Raw genomic sequence first — 24,405 nt, 5'->3', positions numbered from 1 at the left:
AAGAATTGCAACTTGGGCTCGAAGCCGTCCTTCGCTGCAGGGCGGCTTTCAGCTTTGAATTGAGCTTCCACCCGGCGGTTTGCGACCCGATGAGGCACCGCCACCGGGCAAGGGCGGCGGAAAACGCCCTGACGCGCGCCGTGGGCGTTGTTATTTCCTGCGAATTGGGTACACTTGTGGCGACGGCGGGCGAGGAACCGCGCTGACAACAAGCGCACCACCGACGTCAAACGAGCAGGACGGACCGCTGGAACAACCGGCGGCTGGTGAGAGGCATGGAAAATGGCGGCATTCAATTATGACGACTACGGCGATTCCCGGTTCGGCGGATCGCTGACGGCGGCGCTGAACTGGGCGGGCGCATTTCTTTCGGTGGTTCTGATTGCGGGACTTGCGACCTGGGGCTGGAAGCTCTGGGTGCGCGATGTCTCCGGTGTCCCCGTAGTGCGCGCGCTTGAAGGTCCGATGCGGGTCGCGCCGGAGGATCCGGGCGGACTGGCCAGCGAGTATCAGGGTTTGTCCGTCAACCGGATCGCGGAAGAACGGACCGAGGAAAATCTTGCCGACCGGGTTGTTCTGGCGCCGCAGCCGTCGATTCTGAACGAAGAAGAAGACCTGGCGATGGCTGAACTTCAGCCGATGGCGGAGTTGGCTCCGCCGCCGCTGGTCGACGCGCCCATGAGCATCGAGACCACGGAAGCGTCGGTCATGGCGACGGAAGCGGACGAAGGCGAGGGCGAGGCGGTTCCGCTGGTGGCCAGCGAGACTTTGGCGGTCGAGGAAGAAACCGTGGCGGAGCCGGACCGTTCGGGCACCGATCTGGCCGTTGCTCTTGCCTTGGGGCTTGCCGATGAAGCCGAGGATGCCCAGCCCGCCGTTCTGACCGTCGAGGCTGCTCCGGGCGTGCCGGTCGTGACACCGCGCCCGCTGATCCGGCCGGAGAACCTTCAAGCCGTCAGCTACATGCCTTCGGCCACGGGCGGTGCGAGCGAGATCGATCCGTCGACCATCCCTGCCGGCACGCGCCTTGTGCAGTTGGGGGCGTTCGGCAGCGCCGAGATCGCGCGCGCCGAATGGGACAAGGCCAATGCCCAGTTCGGCAACTACATGACCGGTAAGGAACTGGTCATCCAGGAGGCCCAGACGGGCGGGCGCACGTTCTGGCGGCTTCGTGCAATGGGGTTCGAAGACCTGGCCGACGCGCGGCGGTTCTGCTCGGTCCTGGTGTCGGACGGCGCGAACTGCATTCCGGTGGTGCAGGAGTAACTTGGGGCAGGGCGCGTATATATTCGCGCCCTCCGGGCCGACTCTTACCTCGCGGGAAGCCGCGTTTTTCCGTGAGGCCGCCCCTTGGGGCTTTATCATCTTCCAACGCAATTGCGAGAACCCGGAGCAGCTTCGGCAGCTGACGGGTGATCTTCGTGCGGCGGTCGGGCGCGAGGCGCCGGTACTGATCGACCAGGAAGGCGGTCGGGTGCAGCGGATGCGCGCGCCTCACTGGCGCGAATGGCTGCCGCCGCTGGACCAGGTTGCGCAGACCGGGTCCGCGCGCGCGATGTACCTGCGCGGTCTTCTGATTGGCGCCGAACTCGTGGCGCATGGGATCGACGTGAACTGCGCGCCCTCCGGCGACATCGCCTGGCCCGAAACGCATCCTTTCCTACGGAACCGGTGCTACGGCACGGATGCTGCGACGGTCGTTTCGATGGCGCGGGCCTGTGCGGAGGGCCTGATGGATGCCGGTTGCCTGCCGGTGATCAAGCATGCGCCGGGCCACGGGCGCGCGACGGTCGACAGCCACAAGGGACTGCCGCGGATCGACGTGCCGCTGGCCGATCTTCGGGACACGGATTTCGCGCCGTTCCGGGCGCTGGCGGATCTGCCGATGGTGATGACGGCGCATATCGTGCTGCCGGAGATCGATCCCGAGGTGCCGTTAACCCTTTCACCCGCAGGAATCCGGTATCTTCGGGAGGAACTTGGTCTGAAGGGGCTTCTGATGACCGACGATATCTCGATGGGCGCGCTTCGGGGCAGCGTGGCGGAGCGCGGTGCGGCGGCGCTGGCAGCTGGCTGCGATCTGGTGCTGCACTGCAATGGCGATCCGGACGAGATGGAGTTGCTTGCGGACACCATGGGCCAGATGACGCAAGACGCGGCGGAGAGGGCAGATATTGCGCTTTCCTGCCGGAGAACCCCAACAGATATTGACATTCCGACGCTGGAAGCCGAATTTGCCTCTCTAACCGGGGGAGCAGACAATGCCTGACGGCGACGCCGATTTCGACGATGTCGAAGCCCGTCTTGCGGCGGAAGCACTGATTGTCGATGTCGACGGGTTCGAAGGCCCGCTCGACCTTCTGTTGATGCTGTCACGGACCCAGAAGGTGGACCTTCGGAAGATCAGCGTCCTGGCGCTGGCCGAGCAATACCTTGCCTTCATAGAGCGCGCCAAGTCGTTGCGGATCGAACTGGCAGCGGATTACCTCGTGATGGCCGCGTGGCTGGCCTTCCTGAAATCGCGTCTTCTTTTGCCACCCGATCCGGCGGACGAAGGGCCCTCGGGCGAGGAGCTTGCCGCCCATCTGGCGTTCCAGCTGGAGCGTCTGGCGGCGATGCGCGAATGCGCGGCCCAGCTGATGGCGCGGGACCAGAAGGGACGGGATTTTTTCGTGCGGGGCATTCCCGAGAGTATCGAACGGGTGCGGAAGGTGCGCTATACCGCGACGCTTCTGGACCTGATGCAGGGCTATGCCCGTATCCGGACGAAGGACGAGTTCCGGCCCTATGCCTTCGACCGCAAACATGTCTTCACGCTGGAGCAGGCCTTGGAACGGATGCGCGGGCTGATAGGCTATGCGGGCGACTGGACCGATCTGATGTCCTATCTGCCCGAGGGCTGGGAGACCGATCCGGTCCGGCGGCGCTCGGCCACGGCCAGCCATTTCGCGGCTTCGCTGGAGCTGGTGAAGAACGGCGCGATCCAGATCAGGCAGACTGACACGTTCGCCCCCATCCAGATCAGGTCTGTCGCCCGTGGTTGAGGAAGGGGACGTTCGCGAGAGCCTGTTCGAGGCGCCGCCGCTGGCCGAGCAGGAGCGGATGGTGGAGGCCATCCTTTTCGCCAGCGCCGAGCCGGTGTCCGTCGCCGAACTGAATGCCCGGATGCCTCATGGTGCCGATGCGGCCGAAGCGGTTCAAATGCTGCGCAAGCGGTACGAGGGGCGCGGTGTCTCGGTGGTGAAAGTGGGCGAGGCCTGGGCGATCCGGACTGCTCCTGATCTTGGTTTCCTGATGCAAAAGGAAACGGTCGAGACCCGGAAGCTGAGCCGCGCCGCAATCGAGACGCTGGCCATCGTCGCTTATCATCAGCCCGTCACGCGGGCGGAGATCGAGGAGATCCGGGGCGTCAGCGTCAGCCGGGGCACCATCGATCAGCTCATGGAGTTGGAGTGGATCAAGTTCGGACGGCGCAAGATGACTCCGGGCCGCCCTGTCACCTACATGGTGACGCAGGAGTTCCTGGATCACTTCGGCCTGGAGAACGCGCGCGATCTGCCGGGGCTTAAGGAATTGCGTGCCGCGGGACTTCTGGAGAACCGTCCGCCGCCGGGTGAACCCGTCGAGGGCGAGGACGAAGACGGCGAGGAAGATCAGACCGACATGTTCGAGGACGAGAGCTGAGACATGAACGTTGAGCGACTGATACACATGGCGATGCAGCTTCTGTTCCGGCACGGGCTGCGCGCAGTGAACAAGGGCCAGAAGACCGATCCGAAACTGGCCGAAGCCGCGAAGAAGCTGCGCATGGGACGCCGCCTCGGGCGGTTCTGAGGCCATGGGCGCCGACGGTGGAGTTCGGGTTCGGACGCTCGACAGGATTGACGAGGTCCGTGAGCTGGAACCGTTGCTGGGTGAGTACATCCGGTTCGTCTGCGAGGACCTTGAGACCACCGCAGGCGTGTCTTTCGACCCCGAGACCCTGATCTCCAGCACGATGAGCGGGTTGCACAAGGTCGTGCCGCCGATAGGCCGGACCTTCGTGGCGGAACGTGGGCCGTGCGAGGCCGTGGGCATGGTCTTCCTCCGGAAATCAGGTGCGCGCGATATGGAAATCAAACGCCTCTACGTGCGTCCCGAGGGGCGTGGCACTGGAGCGGGGCGCGCATTGGTCGAGGCTGCGGTCGCCGAAGCGCGGGCCCTGGGGGTACGGGCGCTTCGTCTTGATACGACCCGGAACCTGACACCCGCGATCGGGCTATACCGGGACATGGGGTTTGAGTTCCGTGACGCTTATCCCGAGAGCGACCATTTCGAGGACGAGATTCTGGCCGATGTCCTTGTCTTCATGGAGAAGGTTCTGGACTGAGACTCAGGGCCAGAGCAGCCAGATATAACCCATGTAGAGCGCGAGGAAGATCGCGCCCTCGGTCCGGGTGATCTTCCAGCCGGTCCTGCAATTCACAACCATCAGAACGGTGGCGAGCCCAAGGACGAGACTGTCGCGCACAACCATTTCGGCGGGCACGGGGATCGGGGCGATGATGGCGGTCACGCCCAGGATGCCCAGGATGTTGAAGATGTTCGAGCCGACGATGTTGCCGAGGGCCACGTCGCTCATCTTTTTCCGGGCCGCGATGATCGAGGTCACGAGTTCCGGCAGCGAGGTTCCAACCGCCACGAGTGTCAGTCCGATCACCGCCTCGGAGAGACCCGCGTGGGCGGCGATGGCGACGGCTCCCGTCACCAGCGCCTTGGCGCCGAGGATCGTCGCAGCAAGCCCGCCTGCGATGAACAGGGCCGATTTCCAGCCGGGGCGTGTCAGTTCCTCGATCTCTTCCTGTGGACCCGGGCCATCGGCATAGCGCAGGACATAGCCGAGATAGAGAAGGAGGCTGATCGCCAGCGCCACGCCCGCCAGGCGCCCGGCATTGCCCATTACCAGGATCGCGATGGCCGCAGCGGTGGCGAGGATCAGAACCGTGTTGTCCCTGCGAAAACCGCTTCTGTCGACGGCAATCGGCGACAGAAGCGCGGCGACACCGAGGATCAGGAGGATATTGGCGATGTTCGAGCCGATCACGTTTCCGATCGCGACGCCTGGTGATCCCGCAAGCGCCGCGGTGACGCTCGTCAGAAGTTCGGGGAGTGAAGTGCCGAAGCCAACGATGGTCAGGCCGATCGCCATCGGTGAGAGTTTGAGTGACTTCGCGAGGCTGACCGCCCCGTTCACAAGGGTTTCTCCCCCGCCGACGAGGGCGAGGAGGCCAATCACGATCAGGAAGATGTCCATGCGGTGCCGCCGGGTGGGAACGGCGCCGTCTGTGCCGCCCGTCTCAGATGTGGTGGGGTTCGAAGCGCGTCAAGGGAGCCGTGCCGGGGCATCGGTCAATTGGCGCGAAAATGCTTGGACAGCTTCAGGCCCTGGCCCTGATAGTTCGATGCGATCTCACGGCCGTAGAGGACTTCGGGCAGGGTTTCCATCTTCTCGTAGACCAGTCGCCCGACGACCTGTCCGTGCTCCAGCACGAAGGGTGCTTCGTGGCAACGTACTTCCAGCACGCCGCGGGAGCCGGCGCCACCTGCGGCGGCAAAGCCGAAACCGGGATCGAAGAACCCTGCATAATGAACGCGGAACTCTCCGACCATCGCGAGATACGGGGCCATTTCGGCGGCGTGGTCGGGCGGGATCGTGACCGCCTCGCGGCTGACGAGGATGTAGAACGCGCCGGGATCGAGAATGATGCGGCCATTGGTGGTATGCACTTCTTCCCAGTAGTCCGCCGCGTCGTAGCCGGCGATCCGGTCAAGGTCGATGACCCCCGTATGCGGCTTGGCGCGGTAGCCAACCAGTGTCGTGCTGGCGGGTTTCAGATCGACCGAGAAGCCAAGGCCCTCGGAAATGACCGGAGTGCCCGAGACCAGAGGGCAGGTCGCGTGGAGCGCGTGGAGCGCGCTGTCATCGAGGGTGGCATGGCCGCGGCGAAAACGAATCTGGTTCAGGCGCATGCCGGGCCGGACGAGAACCGAGAAAGACCTCGGACAGATTTCGGCATAGAGCGGGCCGCGATAGCCGGCCGGGATACGGTCAAATTCCGTGCCGCCGTCAATGATCGTCCGGGTCAGCAGATCGAGGCGTCCGGTCGAACTCTTTGCGTTCGCAACGGCCGAGACATCGGACGGCAGGTTCAGTCCTTCCATCAGGGGCACGACATAGACGCAGCCCTTCTCCAGCACTGCGCCGCGGGTCAGGTCGATCTTGTGCATGGTAAAGGCGTCGAGCCGCCTGGCGACGGTGGTGCCGCCCGGCGCAAGGAAGGACGCGCGCACCCTGTAAGCGACGTTGCCGAGCCGGAGATCGAGCGAGGCGGGCTGCACCTGTTCAGAGGTGACGGGCGTTTCGGCGGTGATCACGCCGGTTGACGCCATGTCCCGGATTGCACTGTCTGGCAGGACTCCGGTCATTTGAACCTCGTGACGTGGTTATTGGTCGGGCTAGCAGGATTCGAACCTGCGACCTTCCGTCCCCCAGACGGACGCGCTAACCAGGCTGCGCCATAGCCCGACGGAGCGCGTTCTGACCCAAAACGGGGCCGGGGGCAAGGGCAGAGTTTGGCCCGGGTTGTCTTGCTCTCCGGCATGGGTCAGCCGAGCCGTGCGCGAAGGTCTTTCAGACGGTCAACGACCTGAACGATGGTGTCGCGCTCTCCGCGCAAACGGGCGCGCCGCGCTGTCACGACCAGGGCCGCAATGCCAGGGGCGTCCGAATGGGCCGGGTCGTCGTCGGCGGCATCCGTGTCCGGGACATCTGGCGTGGCCGGAATGGACAGTGCCGGAGCTGCTTCCGGTTCCGCGGCCTGTTCCGGTTCCGGCCCGAGGTCGAACGCGGGTTGCGGTGCTTCGGATTCGACTGGCTGGCCTGCAGCGCGCGAATGGATGAAGACCAGATCGCTGGCTTCTGGCCCAGCATCCTCCGCAACCGAGGTTTCCTCTTCGGGAACCGGGTCCGGTGTCGCGTCTCGGGTAGAGCGCGCGGCGGGGGACGGTTGGATCTGGTCGACTTCGTCGGCAACAAGCTGGCCGTCGATGACCTGTGCATCGTCTTCGTCAGGGGTTCCCGCCGGTCCGTAGAGCTTGGGCGAGAAGGACGAGACGTGCTTGATACCCTGCTCGCGGAACAGTTTCTGCACACCGCGGATCGTCATGCCCTGATCGTGGAGGAGCGTCTTGACCCCGCCGATGACCCGCATGTCGGACGGGCGGTAATAGCGCCGCCCACCGGCGCGCTTCACCGGTTTGATCTGCGAGAAACGGCTTTCCCAGAATCTCAGGACGTGTGTCGGGACGTCCAGCCACTCGGCCACTTCCGAGATGGTGCGAAACGCCTCGCGGGATTTTTCCATTTCGTTACTGCTTGTTGCCGGCTGCAACGCGCTCTTTCATGAGATGGGACGGGCGGAAGGTCAGAACCCGGCGCGGGTGGATCGGGACTTCCTCTCCGGTCTTCGGGTTGCGGCCGACACGCGCGGCCTTGTCCCGGATCGAGAACGTCCCGAAGGACGAAATCTTGACCTGCTCGCCACTCACAAGCGCGTCGGACATGTGCTGAAGGACACTTTCCACAAGCTGGGCGGATTCGTTGCGGCTGAGACCGACCTCCCGGAAAACGGCGTCGCTCAAATCCATACGCGTCAATGTCTTTTCGCTCATTCCACTCCCCCGCTTGCAATTGTTCGCGCTAGCATGGGCGGGAAGATTTTCCGAGTCAATATCAAGCGGTTGGAAAAGGGCCTTGAAGCCGGATTACCAGCGAAGAACCACCGATCCCCAGGCCAATCCGCCGCCGATCGCCTCGGTCACCACCAGATCGCCCTGTTTGATCTGGCCGCGCTCGACCCCGACGGAGAGCGCCAGAGGAATCGATGCGGCCGAGGTGTTGCCGTGATCCTGGACGGTGATCACGACGCGATCGAGGTCGATTCCCATCTTTTGTGCCGTGGACTTGATGATCCTCAGGTTTGCCTGATGGGGCACGATCCAGTCGACATCATCGGCTTTCAGGCCGGCTTTCTCCAGCGCCGCATCGGCAGTCTGGGCCAGTTTCTCGACGGCGTGGCGGAAGACTTCCTTGCCTTCCATGCGGAGATGTCCGGTCGTGCCGGTCGAGACGCCGCCGTCGACATAGAGGATGCCGCGCTGACGTCCGTCGGAGTTCAGGTCGGTCGCCAGGATTCCGCGGTCAGCGTTTGTGCCGGTGCCGTCAGCAGCTTCCAACACCACCGCGCCGGCGCCGTCGCCGAAAAGGACGCAAGTGGCACGGTCGGTGAAGTCGATGATCCGGCTGAAGGTTTCCGCTCCGATCACCAGCGCGCGATTGATCTGGCCCGAGATGATCAGCGCGTTGGCCTGGGCCAGCGCAAAGACGAAGCCCGCGCAGACGGCCTGCACATCGAAGGCAAAGCCGCGGGTCATGCCCAGGCGCTCCTGAACCATCGTGGCGGCGGAAGGAAAGGTCAGGTCGGCGGTGGATGTGGCGACGATGACCGCGTCGATCTCGTCCGGCTCCAGGCCCGCCATCGCCAGCGCCTTTTGGGCGGCGTTCGCGGCCAGTTCGGATGTAGTCTGGTTCTCGGCGGCGAAATGACGGCGTTCGATACCGCTGCGAGAGCGAATCCACTCGTCCGAGGTGTCGATCTTGTCTTCGAACCACTCGTTGGGAACGATTCGCTCGGGCAGATAGTGCCCGACGCCTCGCACGACGGCGCGTGTTGTCATTCGTTCTGCTCGCTCTCGCCCGATTTCCCAAGCGCATCCTGCCGCGCCGCGCTCGCGGATGCAACCCGCGCTGCCAACCGTTCCGTAAAGCGGCTTTCGGCAAGGCGAAAGGCCAGCTTGATGGCTGAGGATACGCCCGTGGCGTCCGCCGAGCCGTGGCTTTTCACGACGGTACCGTTCAGGCCGAGGAACACGCCGCCATTGACGCGGCGCGGATCGATCCGCTTGGAGAGGCGGCGCAGCGATCCGATTGCCAGCAGGGCGGCGAAGCGCGAGAGCAACGTGGCCTTGAACGCCTCTCTCAGGAATTCACGGATCAGCGACGCGGTTCCTTCCCCGGTCTTCAGCGCGACATTGCCGGTGAACCCGTCGGTGACGATCACGTCGACGCGGGAGGAGGGAATATCACCGCCTTCGACGAAACCCACGAACTCGATGTCCGCAGCCGGTGCGGCTTCGGTGATCAGGTCGTGCGCTTCCTTGATCTCGGGGCGGCCCTTGTGCTCTTCGGTGCCCACGTTCAACAGTCCGACGCGAGGCCGCTTCAGCCCGAGGCCATTCCGGGCATAGGACCCGCCCATCAGCGCGTATTGCAGAAGGTCGGTGGCGTCTGCGCGGATGTCAGCCCCAACGTCCAGCATGATGTTGAACCCGCCCGGGTTTCGCGAGGGCCAGAGGCACGCGATCGCTGGGCGGTCGACACCAGGAAGCTTGCGCAGGCGAACCATCGAAACAGCCATCAGCGCGCCGGTATTTCCGCAGGACACCGCCGCATCCGCCTCGCCGTTCCTCACGGCTTCGATGGTGGACCACATGGAGGTGCCCTTGCCGTTGCGCATGACGTGGCTGGGTTTGGCGTCCATGGTGACGATTTCCGCAACATCGCGGATCTGGCAGCGTTCGGACAACCGCCGTTTTTCGATAAGTGGCTTCAGCTCCGAGGCCGGGCCATGCACGATGAAGGCTATGTCCGGATTCTTCTCGGCGCTTTTCTGAATGCCAGAGACGACGGCCGCAGGTCCGCGGTCGCCGCCCATGGCGTCAACAGAAATGGTAATGGGCCGCGCTTTGCCGGAGGTCTGATCGGGGTTATCCGTCATCGCCGTGCCGGGGCGCGATGGCCACGCTTACGCGGCGTCGTCGTCCAGGTCGATCTCGTCGGCCTGCGCGACAACTTCGCGGTCGTCGTAATGCCCGCAAGCGCCACAGACGTGGTGCGGGCGCTTCAGCTCGCCACAGTTCGGGCACTCGGCCGGGTTGCCGGCAACGAGAGCATCATGGGCGCGGCGCATGTTCCGGCGCGAGCGGGTGACTTTATTCTGAGGGACAGCCATGTCTCAACCTCGGTATCTGCAGGGGGCTGTGCCCCGGTGGTTCTGGGTCAGTCGAGGTCTTACGCGCTGGCGCGTCCCATGTCCAACCCAATGTTCGAAAGAGTGCGCATACATACTGCGATTCCGATGAAACGCAAGGGGATATTCACCCGTTTTCGCCCTCGTCGCCCTCGAGTTTCCCACGAAGCGATTTCAGCGCCGCGAAAGGCTTGGCGTCGTCGTCGGTCATCGCCTGTTTGCCGGGCTCGGTCACCGAAAGCGCGACGGCATCGACACCTTCGGCGCGCGGCCAGGGTGGCAGGGCCAGCGCCAGCGCCTCGACCATCACCTCCGTCAGGTCGATGTCGCGGGGCAAGGGTTCCATCGTGTCGTCTTCCGGCATCTCGACCTCGTCGCCCTCGGGAATGTCCGGCATTTCGGATACGTAATGCCGCGCGATCCGTTCGTCGATCCGGGTCGTAACCGGCTCAAGTGTGACAACGCAGGGCTGGACCACGGTCGCGCCCAGATCGGCGACGAGACGCAGGTCGCCCGGGCCATCGGGAAGGAGTTCGCCCCGGAAACTCAGCTTCCGGATTGCCAGGATGCCCAGTTCAGCCGCGAGGGCCGCGCGCGTGTCGGCGTCGGGCGTGAGCGTGAAAGGCCGGGGGCGGGTGATGTCTCTGGCCCGCACTGTGGTGGCCGTGTTTTCGTCTGCCATGAGCAAATCCTTGAACCGGCGGTGTTCTCTAGGTATGCCGACTAGGCGCGCTTTCGGCGCGATGCAAGAGGTGAGGGGCATGACGCGCAGGGGGTTTTCCAGGATACGGGCCGGGATGGGGATCGTTCTGATCGTCGGGCTTGCCGCCTGTTCCCGTCTTGAGGACAGCCACGGCTATGTTCCCGACGATGCGCTTCTGGCGCAGGTCGAAGTCGGCGTTGACACGAAGGACACGGTTGCCCGGATTCTTGGCCGCCCGGGTACCGCCGGTATCATCGACGAACGCGGCTGGTATTACGTGCGGTCGGACTTTGAGCGCTTCCTGTGGCGGGCACCTGTCGAAGTCGATCGCGAGGTCGTCGCTGTGAGCTTCGCGGAGAACGGGCAGGTCGAGAATGTCGAGCGCTTCGGGCTGGAAAACGGCCAGGTCGTTGTCCTCAACCGGCGCGTTACCACGTCGAACACGCGCGGCATCGGCTTCCTCCGGCAGCTCTTCGCTAATATCGGCAACCTCGGCGCCGGCCAGTTCCTGGAAGAGGGCTAACTCTCCTCGGGCTCGAACTCCAGCGCAACGCCGTTGATACAGTAGCGCAGGCCCGTGGGCTGCGGGCCATCCGGGAAGACGTGTCCGAGGTGGCCGTCGCAACGGTTGCAGTGCACTTCGGTGCGGCGCATGAAAAAGCTGCGATCCTCGCTTTCGCCGACCATCTCGGGGTCCATCGGCTGGTAGAAGGATGGCCATCCGGTGCCCGAATCGAACTTGTGCGCCTGGTCGAAAAGCGGCGCGCCGCAGCCCCGGCAGCGGTAGGTTCCGGCCGATTTCGGGAAATCGTCGTGGGTGAAGGCGCGTTCGGTGCCGTGCTTCCGCAGAACCTTGTATTCAAGATCGTCCAGTTCCGCGCGCCATTCGGCGTCCGATTTCACAACCTTGTCCATCTCGGTTCCTTTCGTCGTATCGCTGTCACAACTTGTATGGCATTCTCCACGTGCCGATATCTAGGCGGCAACGCCAAGGGCGCCAGACGTGAAAGGATCACGATATGCTGATCTGGGGCAAGGGCCGATACAGGACCAGGCTGGCGGAGACGCCTGAGGACCTGGAAGCGGCGCAGAGGTTGCGCTATCGCGCGTTCATTTCCGGGACGGGTGCGGTCGACAGGACCGACGGGCGCGATGCCGACGCGTTCGACCCGGTTTGCCGTCATGTCCTGATCGAAGAGGCGCGCACCGATACGCTGGTCGCGACATTCCGTCTTTTGCCGCTGGCCTCGGGCGCGGAGATCGGGCGCTGCTATTCGGCTCAGTATTACGAGCTGGAGGCGCTCGAGTCCTTCCAGGGGCCGATGGTCGAAATGGGGCGCTTCTGCATCGAGCCGGGCGTGACCGATCCCGACATCCTGCGCGCCGCGTGGGGCGCGATGACGTCCTTCGTGGACAGCGAGGGCGTTGAAATGCTGTTCGGATGTTCGTCCTTTCACGGCACGGATGCCGAGTACTATGCAGATGCATTCGCCATGCTGACCGAACGGTACCTTGCGCCCAAGCGCTGGCTGCCGAGGATCAAGGCGCCCAATGTGTTCCGGTTCGCGGAGCGGCTGCGCAAGCCCGACCGGGTGACCGCGCTGAAACGCATGCCGCCCCTGCTGAAGAGTTACCTGACCATGGGGGGCTGGGTATCGGATCATGCGGTGGTCGACCGCGATCTCAACACGCTGCATGTTTTCACGGGGCTGGAAATCCGCGCCATCCCGCCGGCACGGGCGCGCGCTTTGAGAGCTGTCGCAGGCTGACCATTGACGCCGCCGCGGCGCGGGCTTAGCTCGCGCCCATGGCACGCGCTCCTCTTCTCCAGCTTTCCGATATCTCGCTGACCTTCGGCGGCGATCCCGTATTCGCGGGTTTGTCGCTGGTGATCCAGTCGGGCGACCGTCTGGCGCTCGTGGGCAGGAACGGGTCGGGCAAGTCGACGCTGATGAAGGTCATGGCCGGTCTCGTGGAGCCCGATGCAGGCGCGCGTGTGGTCTCGCCCGGTGACAGTGTCGGTTACATGGAGCAGGAGCCCGAAATGGCCGGATGCGTCACACTGGGCGATTTCGCGGTGCGCGACCTTGGCCCCACCGAGCTGTGGCGGATCGAGGCTGTGGCCGAGGGGTTGAAGTTCGATCCCGCAACGCCGGTTGCAGCAGCCTCGGGTGGCGAGCGGCGACGCGCGGCGTTGGCGAAGATCATCGCGGAGGAACCAGCGCTGATGCTTCTGGACGAGCCGACGAACCATCTGGATATCGAGGCGGTTCAATGGCTTGAAGACCGTCTTTCAGAGACGCGGGCGGCCTTCGTGGTGATCAGTCACGACCGTGCCTTCTTGCGCCGGTTGACGAAAGGTACGCTCTGGATCGACCGGGGCGAGGTCCGGCGGCAGGACAGGGGTTTCGAGGCGTTCGAGGAATGGCGGGACAAGACCTGGGCCGACGAGGATGAGGCGCGCCACAAGCTGGATCGCAAGATCAAGTCCGAGGCACGGTGGGCGGTTGAAGGGATCAGCGCCCGACGGAAGCGCAACCAGGGCCGGGTACGCGCGCTTCAGGCGCTGAGGGCGGAGCGGGCCGGCCAGATCCGCCGCGAAGGCACGGCGGCGATGGCTTTGGACGCAGGCCCGAAGTCGGGCAAGCGGGTAATCGAAGCTGTCGGTATTTCAAAGTCTTACGGCGAAAAGGTGATCTGCCGAGACTTTTCTCTCAAGGTGCAGCGTCGCGACCGCGTGGCCTTCGTCGGGCCGAACGGCGTGGGCAAGACGACCCTGATCGAGATGTTGACGGGACAGCTGGAGCCGGATGCCGGGTCCGTGACACTGGGCACCAATCTCGAGATGGCTGTCTTTGACCAGCGCCGCGAAGCGCTCGACCCGGAGATGAGCCTCTGGGAGAGTCTGACGGGCGACAAGGAGATGCGTGTTTCGGGCCGTGCCGACCAGGTTCTGGTGCGCGGCCAGCCGCGGCATGTGGTGGGGTACCTCAAGGATTTCCTCTTCGACGAGGCGCAGGCGCGCGCGCCGGTGCGGTCGCTGTCGGGGGGCGAGAAGGCGCGGCTTCTGCTGGCGAAGCTGATGGCGAAACCGTCGAACCTGCTGGTGTTGGACGAGCCGACGAACGATCTGGATATCGAGACGCTGGATCTCCTGCAGGAGTTGCTAGACGACTATGACGGCACGGTGCTTCTGGTGAGCCACGACCGGGACTTTCTGGACCGCGTCGCGACGACGACGGTGGCGCTGGAGGGGCGGGGCCGGATCGCCGTTCATGCCGGCGGATGGTCGGATTACGCACCGAAACGGCAGCTGGCCGAGGCGCCGGTCCAGAAGGTGGCCATTCGGGATGAACCGGAGAAACCAAAGGTAAAGCAGAAGGTTGCGGGCCTAAGTTTTACCGAAAGGCATCGGCTGGAAGAGTTGCCGGGCGTGATCGAGCGGCTGGAGGCGGAAATCGGGAAGCTGGGCGAATTGCTGTCCGATCCTGAGCTCTTCTCCCGCGAGCCGGTGAAGTTCCGCAAGGCGACCGAGGCGCTGGCCGAGCGGCAGGCAAAGCTGTCCGCGGCCGAGGACGAATGGCTGGCGCTGGAGGAGAAGGCCGCGTCGGCATAGCGTCGGCGTTTCGTCGGCAAAACGTATGGCAACGCGTATGGCCGGCTCTGGAGGGGGCTCCGCCCCCGACGGCCCCGGAGGCCGTCCCCCCGAAGTATTTTCACCAAGAGGAAGATGAATGCAGCGTCGGACGGTAGCCGTTTCCGAGCGCCGAGAGGGATGTCGGCGGCGTCAGGACGGTCACCAGGCCTGAAGCGGGGCGGGGCTGCGGTGGGCCGTAGCCATCCGGGAGGACCGGCAGAAGGGTGCGCCCCAGTGCGAGTTTGGGGGTGTCGTCGAACAGGATGGCGCCATCGGGCAGGTCGGCGACGGGCGCTACGTGACGGCGTTGCCTGACACGGCGGGGAATGGCGCGCTCGGCATGGAGGCGGGCGTCGAGGGCAGGCGCGCTGCCATCGTGACCGGCGGCGGCGACATAAGCGCGGTAGGCGTCGCGGCGGCAGAGCGCGCAGGGGCGATGCCCGGCGGCCAGGGCGACGGCCTCGTCGAGGAAGAAGAGCTCGGAGTAGTTGCCGGGCGACATCATCTGCCGGTGCCAGTCCTTGTGGGCGAGCGCGCAGATGATCCAGGCCTTGTGCTTCCAGCGCGCCGGGCCGAGGCGGCGGTGCGCGTCGTGCAGGATGCCGCGGTTGCCCATGAAGAGCCCGCGTGCGGGGTGGGCAATGATCTCGCCCGTGGCGAGGACGCGGTTCTGGAGGGGCATGGCGGTTTTCGACTTGTCTGGAAGCGCCTTGGCGAAGTGCTCTCGGCTTTGGACTCTAAACTCAGATACTTGCTTTTTCCAACTTTGCGGCTTTCCTGTTTCCATGACGAAATTGGTTTTATTGCATAAGGCTGACTCGATTTACGAAGATGAGCCGGATGTCGTTTACGACTTTCCCCAAAGTTACCTCAAAGCAGTAACGGAAGCTGTCGGTGACTGGATTGTCTATTATGAACCGGTGAAGGCAGGGCCGAGGGGCTATTTCGCGGCGGCGAAGATTTCGGAGGTCGTACCCAAGCCAGGGGCAAACGGTCGGTATCTTGCTTTGATAGAGCCGGGTAGCTTCCTGCCCTTCGATACTGAAGTTCCTCGCCTGGTGAATGGAAGCCCGCTGGAATCGGCGCTGCGCGAATTGGATGGAACCGCCAAGAAAGGAGGAGCCGTTCAGCTTGCGGTGCGACGATTGCCCGAAGCCGAGTTCTCGAGAATTGTCGACTTGGGCCTGCCTCAGAACCTGGAGCAGATCGAGGCCAACCGCTATGACCCACATGCGGCGTTGCATGAGGAACCCGGACATTTTGCACGTCCCGTTCTGGAAAGGCTGACGCGGCGTCCCTATCGAGATGTCGCGTTCAGACGCAAAGTTCGGAAGGCCTATGATTTCAGGTGCGCCATGTCTGGCCTCAGGCTTCGAAATGGAGGTGGGCGGCCGGAGGTGCAGGCGGCTCATATTCGCCCCGTGGAGAGACAGGGAAGCGACTCGGTGAAGAATGGTCTCGCTCTGTCGGGAACCCTTCATTGGATGTTCGATCGCGGGCTGATCTCTGTGGCGGAAGATTGCGAGACAGTTCTCGTGTCACACAACAAAGTCCCCGGAGATGTGGTCGACAGACTGATCCGGCCGGATGGCAAGCTCGTGTTGCCCACCGATCCGCGAAACGCGCCACATCCCGCAAATCTGCGCTGGCATCGCGAGAACGTGTTCGGACAAGGGTTTGAGAGCGGGCCTGCGCCCTGGGACTAGGGCGCTGAGGTCCCCTAGACTCGAATTTTCCTTCCCGGCGGGATGAGTTTGGTTGATGCTTCGCGCAGGGGAAAGGGGGGTGCGATGGCGGTACCGATGATTTTGATGGCGCTGGCGATGGGGGCGATCATCTCGATCTATCTCCCGATGATCACGCAGACGGCGAAGATCCTGGGCTCGGGGCCGATGGCGAACGTGCCGTTCTTCGCCGTGGCTTTCGTGACCTCGCTGGTGATCGCGCTGGCCTCGGGCGCGCGGGGCGAGACCTTTCAGAAGATCGGGGCGATCCCGCCGATCCTGCTGACCGCGGGCGCGATGAGCGCCGCGATGATCATCGGGTCCAGCTACCTGATCCCGAAGATCGGGATCGGGACCTTCTTCGTCCTGCTGGTCTCGGGACAGGTGCTGGCGGGTATGATCCTTGGGTATTTCGGACTGTTCGGCGTGCCGGCCACGGCGTTGACCCTGGGCAAGCTCCTCGGGGCCGCCATGGTCATCGGCGGCGTCTGGCTGGTAACATTCCGCTAGGGCAGGAGGCGCGCGATGTAGCGTGGAAGGGCGAAGGCGGCGGCGTGGACGGCCGGCGTGTAGTAGTCGGTTTCGATGCCGGCGGCCTCGAAGCGTCTCTCCAGTTCGGTGAGCGAGGTCTGGCGCGCCGCGCCGTCGGTGCCCCAGCCGAAGGCCATCGGGCCGCCTGCGTAGGTGGGGACGGTGGCGGTGTAGCAGGTCCAGTCGGCGAAGAGCGCCTTGAAGGCGCGCATCGTGTCGGTCAGCTCCTCGCCCTGCATGAAGGGCACGCCATTCTGTGTCACGAGGATGCCGCCGGGAGTCAGGGCACGTTTCGCATGGCCGTAGAATGTGTCGGTGAAGAGCACTTCGCCGGGGCCGATCGGGTCGGTGGAATCGACGATGATGACGTCGTAGCCGCCCTCCGTCCGCCTTATGAACTCCGCGCCATCGGCGATGACGAGGTTGAGGCGGGGGTCGTCGAAGGCGCCCTGGCTGATCATGGGCAGGTATTCCTTCGAGAAATCGACCACGCCTGCGTCGATCTCGACCATGGTGACATGTTCGATCGAGCGGTGCCGGAGCACTTCGCGCGCCATGCCGCCGTCGCCGCCGCCGATAATCAGCGCGCGGCGGGCCGATCCGTGGGCGATGATCGGCACATGGGCCATCATCTCGTGGTAGATGAAATTGTCGCGCTCGGTGGTCTGGACCACGTCGTCGAGGGTGAGGACACGGCCGAAGGTGGCGTTCTCGAAGACGCGGATGCGCTGGTGGTCGGTCTCGCTGTCATAGAACAGCTTGCCCACCCGGAGCGATTGCGCCCAGGCATCGTGGAGAGGTTCGCGGATCCAGTCGGTCATGGCCGGGCTCCTGTGTCGTGATTTCGCCGGCTGGCGCCGGCGACCGATGTGGGGGACGCCGTCCCCCACACCCCCTGCCGTATTTGCGCCAGGAAGAAGGATCAGGCCGTCGCGTGGACCAGCCCGTCGCCGCGCAGCAGTTCCCTGACACGGACGTCGTCGGTGTCGAAGGCGGTCTTCAGCACGTCGACTGCGCGCCAGGGCCGCGCGTCGCCGCACATGAACACATCGAAGGCGCCATAGCCGATTTCGGGCCATGTGTGGACCGAGATGTGGCTTTCCGCCAGCACCGCCACGCCCGAGACGCCCTGCGGCGAGAACTTGTGGGTGTGGATGTGCAGAAGCGTCGCGCCGCACGCTGTCACGCAGTCGCGGAAGGCCTGCTGGATGCGGGTCTCGTCGTCCAGACCCGTTCCGTTCACCACCTCGATGATGAGATGCGTGCCGGCAAAGACCTTGCCGTCGCGGCGGATGAAGTGATCGTCGCGATCCTTGTCGAAGATGTCACGGGTGACATCATGCGCACGAGTATCCGTGCGAAGTTCTTCCGCATGGGCGCCTGTATCCAGACCGATCCCCAGTTGGAAGAGGTTGGCGCCGTCCATCATGGCACTCCCCTTCGTTCCAGCAGATTGTAATCCGGCCCTTAGCGCCCCCCGAGAACGACCTCGGGATGGGATCGGTGCCTTGTGCGGGCCGACATAGTTTCGCGTCGCCCTTCATGCAAGAAGAAATTACGCCTGCGCGCGGATCAGGTCTCGGCCGGGTGTTCCGCGTCACCGAAATCGGTGCGCGCCCATGCCAGCGAGACGAGGCCGAGCATGAGGCCGGCGGCGGGCAGGGCGGCGAGGATGAGGAAGACGGACCCATGTCCGAAGAGCAGTGCGCCAAGGGTGATGCCGATGGCCACGAAGCACAAGAAGATGCCTGCAATCATACCAAATCTCCATACTCAGTAGGAGGCGGTCCAATACGCGGAGCCGCCCCGGGACGTCGCGCCACATGCGCTTACCTGTGGTCAGTATACCCCGAATCAGGCGTTTGCGGGGTAAAGGGATGGCCGGTTTGTGGGAAACTTTGCGTTCAGGATTGGGAAACGGGAGCGAGGGGGTTACCGGGATTCTTTGGGGTATTATAATACCTAATTTTTAACCGTCTGATTTCACATGATTAAATCGGGAAATGAGGACTTGACTGTGGTTCGGTTATGACCGAGACAGCGGCCATCTAATTTCTCCACGGATGATGGATCAATGAAGACGTTCACCGCAACACCGGCGGACATCGAGAAGAAATGGGTCGTGATCGACGCTGAAGGCGTTGTTCTGGGCCGTCTTGCCTCGATCGTCGCCATGCGCCTGCGCGGAAAGCACAAGGCGACTTTCACTCCCCATATGGACATGGGCGACAACGTCATCGTCATCAACGCCGACAAGGTGCAGTTGACGGGCAACAAGCGCGAGAAGCCGAACTACTGGCACACGGGCTATCCGGGCGGCATCAAGAGCCGGACCACCGGTCAGATCCTGGAAGGCGCGCATCCCGAGCGCGTTGTCATGCAGGCCGTCAAGCGGATGCTGCCGGGCAACAAGCTGAGCCGCAAGCAGATGACCAATCTTCGCGTCTATGCCGGGGCAGAGCACCCGCACGAGGCGCAGAACCCCGACGTTCTGGACGTGAAGTCCATGAACAAGAAGAACACCCGGAGCTGACGACATGGCTGAAGACATCAAGACTCTGGACGACCTGAAGGAGGCCGTTGGCTCCGCCGGTGCGCCCGCCGAAACCGTTGTCGAAGCCGCGAACCGCGAGCCGGTGCGTGACGCGTTGGGCCGGTCCTATGCCACGGGCAAGCGGAAGGACGCGGTTGCCCGCGTCTGGATCAAGCCGGGCTCCGGCAAGGTGACCGTGAACGGCAGGGAGATGGACGCCTATTTCGCCCGTCCCGTTCTGCAGATGATCCTGCGCCAGCCTTTCCAGGTTGCAGGCGTCGACGGTCAGTTCGACGTGATGGCGACCGTCAAGGGCGGTGGTCTCTCGGGCCAGGCCGGTGCGGTCAAGCACGGCATCTCGAAGGCGCTGCAACTTTACGATCCGTCGCTGCGCGCGGCGCTGAAGGCGGCAGGCTTCCTGACCCGCGACAGCCGCGTGGTCGAGCGGAAGAAGTTCGGCAAGGCCAAGGCGCGGAAGAGCTTCCAGTTCTCGAAGCGCTGATCTTTCGGGATTGCATTCTTTCGGGGCCGTCCTTTCGGGGCGGCCCTTTTCTTTTGGTGCCTTAGCGCTCGCTGTCGCGGACCAGCCGTGCCATGGCGGCGCTGTCCGGCGTGGGCGTCGCGTCGAGGCCGCGCGCGACGCCGTTCCTGTCCGCCGGCGCGCGGTTCTGACTGACCTTCCATTTGCCCGTGATCGTTCGGACCGCGATCTCGATGCCGACGATGGCGCGCAGCTGGCGATCGACGAAATCGTCGGGTGCGTCACTGACGGCCCAGGGCAGGTCGCGCGAGGCTTCGTGACGGTCTGTAAGGTCCGTGACCTGAGTGTGCAGCCAATCCGAAGCACGATGGAAGCGCAGTGTCCCTTCCACATGGACGACGGCGTAGTTCCACGTGGGCACGACCTTGCCGTGTTCCTGCTTCGATGGGTACCAGGAAGGTGACACATAGGTCTGCGGCCCCTGGAAGATGACCAGAACGTCCAAGTCGCCGGGATCTGCCTTGCAGAGCGGGTTGGCGGCAGCGAGATGACCGCGGAGGCGGTCCTTGCCATCCGGGCCAGCGTCGAGAAGGAGCGGGACATGGTCGGCGCTCAGCGCCCCGCCGGTATGGGTGACGAGTGCCCCAAGGGGATGGGTGCGGATCAGTTGGTGGAGAACCTCGATCCGCTCTTCGCGGAACATCTGTGGAAGGTACATCGACGCGCTTCGCTGATTTGATCAAATCATGACCGCGAATATGCCAGAGGTTGGCTTGGTACAAGTCTCCGAAAACAGAAAAGGCGCGCCGTACTGGCGCGCCTCTTTTTGGGTTTGAACTGGTTAAACTATTTCGACTTCCGCAGCTTGATTCCAATCAGCGCCACAATCGAGCCTGCTGCAAGGATCAGTGACACGGGGCCAAAGTACTCAAGAAATTCCATCGTTACACTCACTCATTAAAAAACACATGGTACTTATCCCCTGAAAAATGGTCCGTATTTGGGCCGGGTCAGGATAGTTTTCAGGAAATTTTGGACAAAGTTCCGCCTGTTCGGGGCAGTCGTTTCCAGCTAGGCATCAACTTGCTTCGGGTTTGCTTGATTGTCCCCAAGGCAGGGGGCGGGATGCCTGAAACGGTTGGGCCTCCTGCAGCGGTTCCCCCTATGGGTTGCGCGAAACCCGCATCAGGATGCGGAAAGTTTTCGTCGGGCCGATCATAAGCCGTTGGTGATTTCTGCAGCTTCCGTAGGATGCCAAGTGTATCCGTAGTCTGGAAATGGGGGCATGGCAAAATGGCTGGAATTCACTGCGTGAACTGCGGCGCGGAACTGGTTCTTGTGAACGACTGGCACTCCGTATGCCCGGCCTGCAATCTGTACGCCTCCTGTCTGGGGTCGGGAGGTGGAACAGGTGTCGATGGTCTTGAGGACTTGCGAAAATCGAATTTCGAGGTTCTTCTGCACCGCCTCGAGAAAATGAGACCTCTGGCCGGGCTCAGGATTCTGGAGGTTGGCTGTTCCAAAGGCCTCTTTTTGGAAATGGCGAAGTCCAGGGGAATGATCGAAAAAGGCGTTGAGCCGGAGTTCGCAATGGCTGAAGCTGCGCGCAGCAAAGGATTTAATGTCATTGATGGATTTTTTCCGAATGCACTGCTTGAAGAAGAGAGATTTGATATAATCATCTTTAATGACGTATTCGAACATCTTCCTGACCCTAAGGGCGCGCTTCTGGCTTGCAGAAAACACTTGAGTTCGGACGGCATACTCACAATCAACCTTCCATCGTCGCATGGGGTTTTTTTCCGTATTTCCAAAGCACTATGGAGGCTTGGATGGGCAGGGCCCTATGAGCGGCTCTGGCAAAAGGGATTTCCGTCGCCCCATACCTTCTATTTCAACCCCGACAATCTGAGAAATCTTGTAGAAGAGACTACAGGAATGCGGCAAATCGACCAGCATGCCCTGCCTTCCATTCATCCGAAAGGAACACGTGAAAGAGTTCGGGCTACCTACAAGGGGATCATCGGAGAATTGATCAGTATTGGGGCGCTCTGTATCTCGATATTTTTGCCAGTCTTACCGCAGGATATCAGCGTCAGCTATTTTGAAAAAGTCGACCCGTGATTTCAGAGGGCAGACGCATTGAGAGATTATTTCCGTGAGGAGAAATCTTGTCCCATGAGAATAAGAAACGGATAGGACAGAATGAATCCGGATATCAAGACAACCCGGGCCGCCAATGCAACCTCGACGGCCCTTGCCGGATCGACCCCTTGAAGAACCAGAATGCCGCCGAGGGTAATTTCCGTCAGACCCAGTCCGGCGGGCAAGAAGGGCAGAGACATGGCAAGTAGGATGAGTGGAATACTGGATGTCAGTGTCAGCCAATCCACTTCAGGCAGAAGTGATACGACTATCCAGACATTGACGATGGTTATCAGGATGTAGCGAACAAGGCTGAGTGCTGCCAACCACATCAGCGCTCCCGTATCCTGCCGCGCGATGGCGCTGAGGCTTTCGACAACGATGCGGCGAACCCCGTCCAGATATGGTGGCGGGTCAAATCGGTTGAGCAGAGCCGTGCATGGCGCGGAAATAATTGGCAGCGTCAGCACCGCTACAGGCATGAGCAGGCACGCAAGCAGGGAAAGCAGCAAGATGCTGGCGTTCAGAAAAGTCGCAAGAATGCTTGCCAAGGCCGCGAAAACCAGCGTCAGGAGATCCAATGCCTGCTCGTACAAGGAACTTCCGGTCGCGGCTTTCGCATTTAATCCGAACTTCTTTGCGACCCAGATCCGTGCAACCGGAACGCCCACCTGTATTGAAATGACTTGCCCGATGAGGACGCCGGTAGCCGTTGCCGAGATCGCGGGGCCGAGCGGCACGTTTTTTTCGGCGCTAGATGTCTGCGCGATGACGATCCGCCATTTCATTGCGGCAAGAGTGATGATCAGGCCCTGAAACAAGGCCAGCAGCATCAGGAAGGGGAAACTCGTCCTTGCCAATGCATCCAGGAAACCTTGCCAGGATGCATCGCTGAAGAACATCAGAAAGGCCAGAAGGCCCGCACCGGCAGCGAATCCCAGATAATTCCACTTTTGAACCAGCCGTGCGTTCCGGCTTTCCTTGCGACTCACGGGCTGGGTGCCTGCATCTGCGAACTGGACCCAAAACGAAAAGCCGGGCTCTCACCATTTGCGAGCCTGTTGCCCAGGCATTCTGACGGTTCCGAGTTGATCTGATCTTCCATTGGAACATCCGTGGTCATTAGCAGCACATGACATCTGAGTAGTAGCGAACCTGGATAATGTCGTGGACCAAATAGACTGAATACAAGAAGAACATCAGCAGGAGACCGGTTTCCAGCCAGATGATACCGCGGCCGAGGTCGGGCCTTGGGACAAGGCAAGCCAGGAGGATCAACGCGGGGGCAAGGAAATACCGCCCCTGCACGCCCTCAATCTGCATGGCAGGGTGGGGGGTCCATCCTACCAGAAGAGACAGAAAGACAAGGAAAACGGAAATGAGCGCCACCGCCACGAAGACCGCCATCGTCTGCCAGGGGACAAAGCGGCAGGTTCGCGCAAGGGCGATTGCAACGAAGGCAACAAGACAGAGTGACAGGATGATATATGTGGCGTCCGAAAATTCGGTATCTGCCCAGCCGAGAATTCCAAGAAAAGATCGAAGATAGTAGGCAGGGAGATCGCCGGAAAAGGTCTCGCGCAGGACGTCAAGAAACAATCCGGGCGATTCGAGGTAGTAGAGAAGAATCTCGAGTGGTGGGGCTCCCTGATCGTTCCGGAGGTCTACGGTAGTGGTAATGGAAAAGGCGTACCAGGCTCCGATCGCAGCCGTGACCACGCTGCCCATGAAGAACGCCCGCAGATCGCTGTGCCTAAGACCAATGAAGAAAATCAAAAGTACGAGACCGGATAGGTGCAGCCTGCATGCCGCCACCAGAAAGACCAATACGGAAATTCCGATCAAGCTGGATAGAGCCGGCCGGTCGGCCGGCTCCGCTTGCATCGCTCTGGAGAAGATCGCCAGAGCCAAGAGCAGGGCGGCCGTCGAAAGGAAGTCAATGCCGGTCGAAGCGGTCTGAAACAATGACATCGGCAAGGATAGGATGACCAGAGTCGGCACAGACGCAGGCATTCGCTGAAACGCTGCCAACAGGAAAAGACTGGCCACCAACAACGTGGCGAGCTGCGCCAGTTTATAGGATATGGCAACGCTCAGCCCAAGGCTCTCTCCTACCAACAGGCCAATGGCCTGGGGGACATAGACTGCGGGAAAGTAAAAGCCTGTGCCGGGCAGGACGTTGAATTGTCGTTCGCCGGACCATTGAAAGGTTCGGGTGTATGCCAGGTGATCAGCCGTGATCTTTGCCTCGGGGGCTGTCGGGAGGTGAAAGAACGACACGACATACTGCAGGAGGCCCGTGTCGATCGCGCCGCCAGAGTTGGACCCTTCGGGGCTTTCCAGAAGCAGTTGGCCTTTGGATAACAGATAGGCGCGTTCCAGGTGATCGTTCTCATCGGGCGATTGAAACGGCGGCTTCGACAAGGACAGAAAAAGAGCTGCAAAGACGATCAAGAAAACGAACAGTACACTGCGTAGCTGCAAGACTTCCAAGGGGCGACTACGGTCAATCATGCCGGGAGCA

30 protein-coding genes and 1 tRNA gene are annotated in these 24,405 nt (G+C 62.5%); 14 read left to right on the top strand and 17 right to left on the bottom strand.

Going from position 1 to position 24,405, the window contains the following annotated elements; genetic code table 11:
- The first annotated feature begins 282 nt into the window (after nucleotides 1-282).
- From ACKLNI_RS14535 to ACKLNI_RS14510, 6 genes are read left to right on the top strand one after another with little or no spacing between them, the layout of a single operon-like run.
- Complete coding sequence (locus ACKLNI_RS14535) at nucleotides 283-1,266, top strand: SPOR domain-containing protein (RefSeq protein ID WP_413719801.1); 984 nt, start codon at nucleotides 283-285, stop codon at nucleotides 1,264-1,266.
- A 1-nt stretch (nucleotide 1,267) separates the two neighbouring features.
- Nucleotides 1,268-2,269, top strand: a complete 1,002-nt coding sequence (locus tag ACKLNI_RS14530; protein ID WP_413719800.1) for a glycoside hydrolase family 3 N-terminal domain-containing protein — start codon at nucleotides 1,268-1,270, stop codon at nucleotides 2,267-2,269.
- Nucleotides 2,262-3,044, top strand: coding sequence for a segregation and condensation protein A (locus ACKLNI_RS14525; RefSeq protein ID WP_413719799.1), 783 nt, complete (start codon nucleotides 2,262-2,264; stop codon nucleotides 3,042-3,044). Before ACKLNI_RS14530 ends, ACKLNI_RS14525 begins: the two co-directional genes overlap by 8 nt.
- 58 nt (nucleotides 3,045-3,102) lie before the next feature.
- Nucleotides 3,103-3,684: an SMC-Scp complex subunit ScpB gene (gene scpB / locus ACKLNI_RS14520; RefSeq protein ID WP_413719852.1), complete on the top strand. Its 582-nt coding sequence runs from the start codon at nucleotides 3,103-3,105 to the stop codon at nucleotides 3,682-3,684.
- Between the two features lie 3 nt (nucleotides 3,685-3,687).
- Nucleotides 3,688-3,834, top strand: coding sequence for a hypothetical protein (locus ACKLNI_RS14515; RefSeq protein WP_413719798.1), 147 nt, complete (start codon nucleotides 3,688-3,690; stop codon nucleotides 3,832-3,834).
- 4 nt (nucleotides 3,835-3,838) lie between these two features.
- Complete coding sequence (locus tag ACKLNI_RS14510) at nucleotides 3,839-4,369, top strand: GNAT family N-acetyltransferase (RefSeq protein ID WP_413719797.1); 531 nt, start codon at nucleotides 3,839-3,841, stop codon at nucleotides 4,367-4,369.
- A 3-nt stretch (nucleotides 4,370-4,372) separates the two neighbouring features.
- Here ACKLNI_RS14510 and ACKLNI_RS14505 read toward each other — a convergent pair whose 3' ends face one another.
- From ACKLNI_RS14505 to ACKLNI_RS14465, 9 genes are all read right to left on the bottom strand, one after another.
- Nucleotides 4,373-5,293, bottom strand: a complete 921-nt coding sequence (locus ACKLNI_RS14505) for a calcium/sodium antiporter (protein ID WP_413719796.1) — start codon at nucleotides 5,291-5,293, stop codon at nucleotides 4,373-4,375.
- A 95-nt stretch (nucleotides 5,294-5,388) separates the two neighbouring features.
- Complete coding sequence (locus ACKLNI_RS14500; RefSeq protein ID WP_413719795.1) at nucleotides 5,389-6,465, bottom strand: 2'-deoxycytidine 5'-triphosphate deaminase; 1,077 nt, start codon at nucleotides 6,463-6,465, stop codon at nucleotides 5,389-5,391.
- Between the two features lie 22 nt (nucleotides 6,466-6,487).
- Nucleotides 6,488-6,565, bottom strand: a tRNA-Pro gene (locus ACKLNI_RS14495).
- Between the two features lie 79 nt (nucleotides 6,566-6,644).
- Complete coding sequence (locus tag ACKLNI_RS14490) at nucleotides 6,645-7,403, bottom strand: MerR family transcriptional regulator (protein ID WP_413719794.1); 759 nt, start codon at nucleotides 7,401-7,403, stop codon at nucleotides 6,645-6,647.
- Between the two features lie 4 nt (nucleotides 7,404-7,407).
- Complete coding sequence (ihfA, locus tag ACKLNI_RS14485) at nucleotides 7,408-7,710, bottom strand: integration host factor subunit alpha (protein ID WP_413719793.1); 303 nt, start codon at nucleotides 7,708-7,710, stop codon at nucleotides 7,408-7,410.
- Nucleotides 7,711-7,803: 93 nt separating this feature from the next.
- On the bottom strand, nucleotides 7,804-8,775 hold the full coding sequence (locus tag ACKLNI_RS14480) for a beta-ketoacyl-ACP synthase III (RefSeq protein ID WP_413719792.1): 972 nt from the start codon (nucleotides 8,773-8,775) through the stop codon (nucleotides 7,804-7,806).
- Nucleotides 8,772-9,875: a phosphate acyltransferase PlsX gene (gene plsX / locus ACKLNI_RS14475; RefSeq protein WP_413719791.1), complete on the bottom strand. Its 1,104-nt coding sequence runs from the start codon at nucleotides 9,873-9,875 to the stop codon at nucleotides 8,772-8,774. Before plsX ends, ACKLNI_RS14480 begins: the two co-directional genes overlap by 4 nt.
- A 27-nt stretch (nucleotides 9,876-9,902) precedes the next feature.
- On the bottom strand, nucleotides 9,903-10,109 hold the full coding sequence (gene rpmF / locus ACKLNI_RS14470) for a 50S ribosomal protein L32 (protein ID WP_413719790.1): 207 nt from the start codon (nucleotides 10,107-10,109) through the stop codon (nucleotides 9,903-9,905).
- A 145-nt stretch (nucleotides 10,110-10,254) separates the two neighbouring features.
- Entirely contained in the window at nucleotides 10,255-10,809 is a 555-nt protein-coding gene (locus tag ACKLNI_RS14465; protein WP_413719789.1) for a YceD family protein, read from the bottom strand.
- Between the two features lie 79 nt (nucleotides 10,810-10,888).
- Between ACKLNI_RS14465 and ACKLNI_RS14460 the strand changes: the two genes are divergently transcribed.
- A complete protein-coding gene (locus ACKLNI_RS14460) occupies nucleotides 10,889-11,353 on the top strand; it encodes an outer membrane protein assembly factor BamE (RefSeq protein ID WP_413719788.1) in 465 nt (154 codons plus the stop codon).
- On the opposite strand, the gene msrB is transcribed toward ACKLNI_RS14460, so the two are convergent.
- Nucleotides 11,350-11,745 carry a peptide-methionine (R)-S-oxide reductase MsrB gene (gene msrB / locus ACKLNI_RS14455; protein WP_413719787.1) on the bottom strand — a complete coding sequence of 132 codons (396 nt, stop codon included), beginning with the start codon at nucleotides 11,743-11,745 and terminating at the stop codon, nucleotides 11,350-11,352. The genes ACKLNI_RS14460 and msrB overlap by 4 nt on opposite strands.
- A 104-nt stretch (nucleotides 11,746-11,849) precedes the next feature.
- On the opposite strand from msrB, the gene ACKLNI_RS14450 reads away from it, so the two are divergent.
- Both ACKLNI_RS14450 and ACKLNI_RS14445 read left to right on the top strand, forming a co-directional pair.
- On the top strand, nucleotides 11,850-12,599 hold the full coding sequence (locus ACKLNI_RS14450; protein ID WP_413719786.1) for a GNAT family N-acetyltransferase: 750 nt from the start codon (nucleotides 11,850-11,852) through the stop codon (nucleotides 12,597-12,599).
- A 38-nt stretch (nucleotides 12,600-12,637) separates the two neighbouring features.
- The gene (locus tag ACKLNI_RS14445; protein WP_413719785.1) at nucleotides 12,638-14,446 is read left to right on the top strand and encodes an ABC-F family ATP-binding cassette domain-containing protein; all 1,809 of its coding nucleotides are present in this window, start codon (nucleotides 12,638-12,640) and stop codon (nucleotides 14,444-14,446) included.
- 100 nt (nucleotides 14,447-14,546) lie between these two features.
- On the opposite strand, the gene ACKLNI_RS14440 is transcribed toward ACKLNI_RS14445, so the two are convergent.
- Complete coding sequence (locus tag ACKLNI_RS14440; protein WP_413719784.1) at nucleotides 14,547-15,254, bottom strand: hypothetical protein; 708 nt, start codon at nucleotides 15,252-15,254, stop codon at nucleotides 14,547-14,549.
- A 16-nt stretch (nucleotides 15,255-15,270) separates the two neighbouring features.
- Between ACKLNI_RS14440 and ACKLNI_RS14435 the strand changes: the two genes are divergently transcribed.
- The gene (locus tag ACKLNI_RS14435; protein ID WP_413719783.1) at nucleotides 15,271-16,173 is read left to right on the top strand and encodes an HNH endonuclease; all 903 of its coding nucleotides are present in this window, start codon (nucleotides 15,271-15,273) and stop codon (nucleotides 16,171-16,173) included.
- Nucleotides 16,174-16,257: 84 nt separating this feature from the next.
- A complete protein-coding gene (locus tag ACKLNI_RS14430; protein ID WP_413719782.1) occupies nucleotides 16,258-16,701 on the top strand; it encodes a DMT family transporter in 444 nt (147 codons plus the stop codon).
- On the opposite strand, the gene speE is transcribed toward ACKLNI_RS14430, so the two are convergent.
- The 3 genes from speE to ACKLNI_RS14415 form a co-directional block, all read right to left on the bottom strand.
- On the bottom strand, nucleotides 16,698-17,543 hold the full coding sequence (speE, locus tag ACKLNI_RS14425; protein WP_413719781.1) for a polyamine aminopropyltransferase: 846 nt from the start codon (nucleotides 17,541-17,543) through the stop codon (nucleotides 16,698-16,700). The genes ACKLNI_RS14430 and speE overlap by 4 nt on opposite strands.
- A 101-nt stretch (nucleotides 17,544-17,644) precedes the next feature.
- Entirely contained in the window at nucleotides 17,645-18,148 is a 504-nt protein-coding gene (gene speD, locus ACKLNI_RS14420) for an adenosylmethionine decarboxylase (protein ID WP_413719851.1), read from the bottom strand.
- Between the two features lie 146 nt (nucleotides 18,149-18,294).
- Nucleotides 18,295-18,480 carry a hypothetical protein gene (locus ACKLNI_RS14415; RefSeq protein ID WP_413719780.1) on the bottom strand — a complete coding sequence of 62 codons (186 nt, stop codon included), beginning with the start codon at nucleotides 18,478-18,480 and terminating at the stop codon, nucleotides 18,295-18,297.
- 316 nt (nucleotides 18,481-18,796) lie between these two features.
- On the opposite strand from ACKLNI_RS14415, the gene rplM reads away from it, so the two are divergent.
- On the top strand, nucleotides 18,797-19,255 hold the full coding sequence (gene rplM, locus ACKLNI_RS14410; RefSeq protein ID WP_413719779.1) for a 50S ribosomal protein L13: 459 nt from the start codon (nucleotides 18,797-18,799) through the stop codon (nucleotides 19,253-19,255).
- 4 nt (nucleotides 19,256-19,259) lie between these two features.
- A complete protein-coding gene (gene rpsI / locus ACKLNI_RS14405; protein WP_413719778.1) occupies nucleotides 19,260-19,757 on the top strand; it encodes a 30S ribosomal protein S9 in 498 nt (165 codons plus the stop codon).
- A 61-nt stretch (nucleotides 19,758-19,818) separates the two neighbouring features.
- On the opposite strand, the gene ACKLNI_RS14400 is transcribed toward rpsI, so the two are convergent.
- Nucleotides 19,819-20,454, bottom strand: a complete 636-nt coding sequence (locus ACKLNI_RS14400; RefSeq protein WP_413719777.1) for an FMN-binding negative transcriptional regulator — start codon at nucleotides 20,452-20,454, stop codon at nucleotides 19,819-19,821.
- Nucleotides 20,455-21,029: 575 nt separating this feature from the next.
- On the opposite strand from ACKLNI_RS14400, the gene ACKLNI_RS14395 reads away from it, so the two are divergent.
- Complete coding sequence (locus tag ACKLNI_RS14395; RefSeq protein ID WP_413719776.1) at nucleotides 21,030-21,860, top strand: class I SAM-dependent methyltransferase; 831 nt, start codon at nucleotides 21,030-21,032, stop codon at nucleotides 21,858-21,860.
- A gap of 26 nt (nucleotides 21,861-21,886) precedes the next feature.
- Here ACKLNI_RS14395 and ACKLNI_RS14390 read toward each other — a convergent pair whose 3' ends face one another.
- Together ACKLNI_RS14390 and ACKLNI_RS14385 are read right to left on the bottom strand one after the other, a co-directional pair.
- Nucleotides 21,887-22,873 carry a lysylphosphatidylglycerol synthase transmembrane domain-containing protein gene (locus tag ACKLNI_RS14390; protein WP_413719775.1) on the bottom strand — a complete coding sequence of 329 codons (987 nt, stop codon included), beginning with the start codon at nucleotides 22,871-22,873 and terminating at the stop codon, nucleotides 21,887-21,889.
- A gap of 130 nt (nucleotides 22,874-23,003) precedes the next feature.
- Nucleotides 23,004-24,395, bottom strand: coding sequence for a DUF2142 domain-containing protein (locus tag ACKLNI_RS14385; RefSeq protein WP_413719774.1), 1,392 nt, complete (start codon nucleotides 24,393-24,395; stop codon nucleotides 23,004-23,006).
- Between the last annotated feature and the right edge of the window lie 10 nt (nucleotides 24,396-24,405).

Source organism: Silicimonas lutimaris (assembly GCF_047314965.1).
In the GTDB taxonomy this organism is placed as follows: domain Bacteria; phylum Pseudomonadota; class Alphaproteobacteria; order Rhodobacterales; family Rhodobacteraceae; genus JAVJUV01.
Note: the sequence above shows the minus strand (reverse complement) of the source record. Positions and strands in the feature narration are given on the sequence as shown.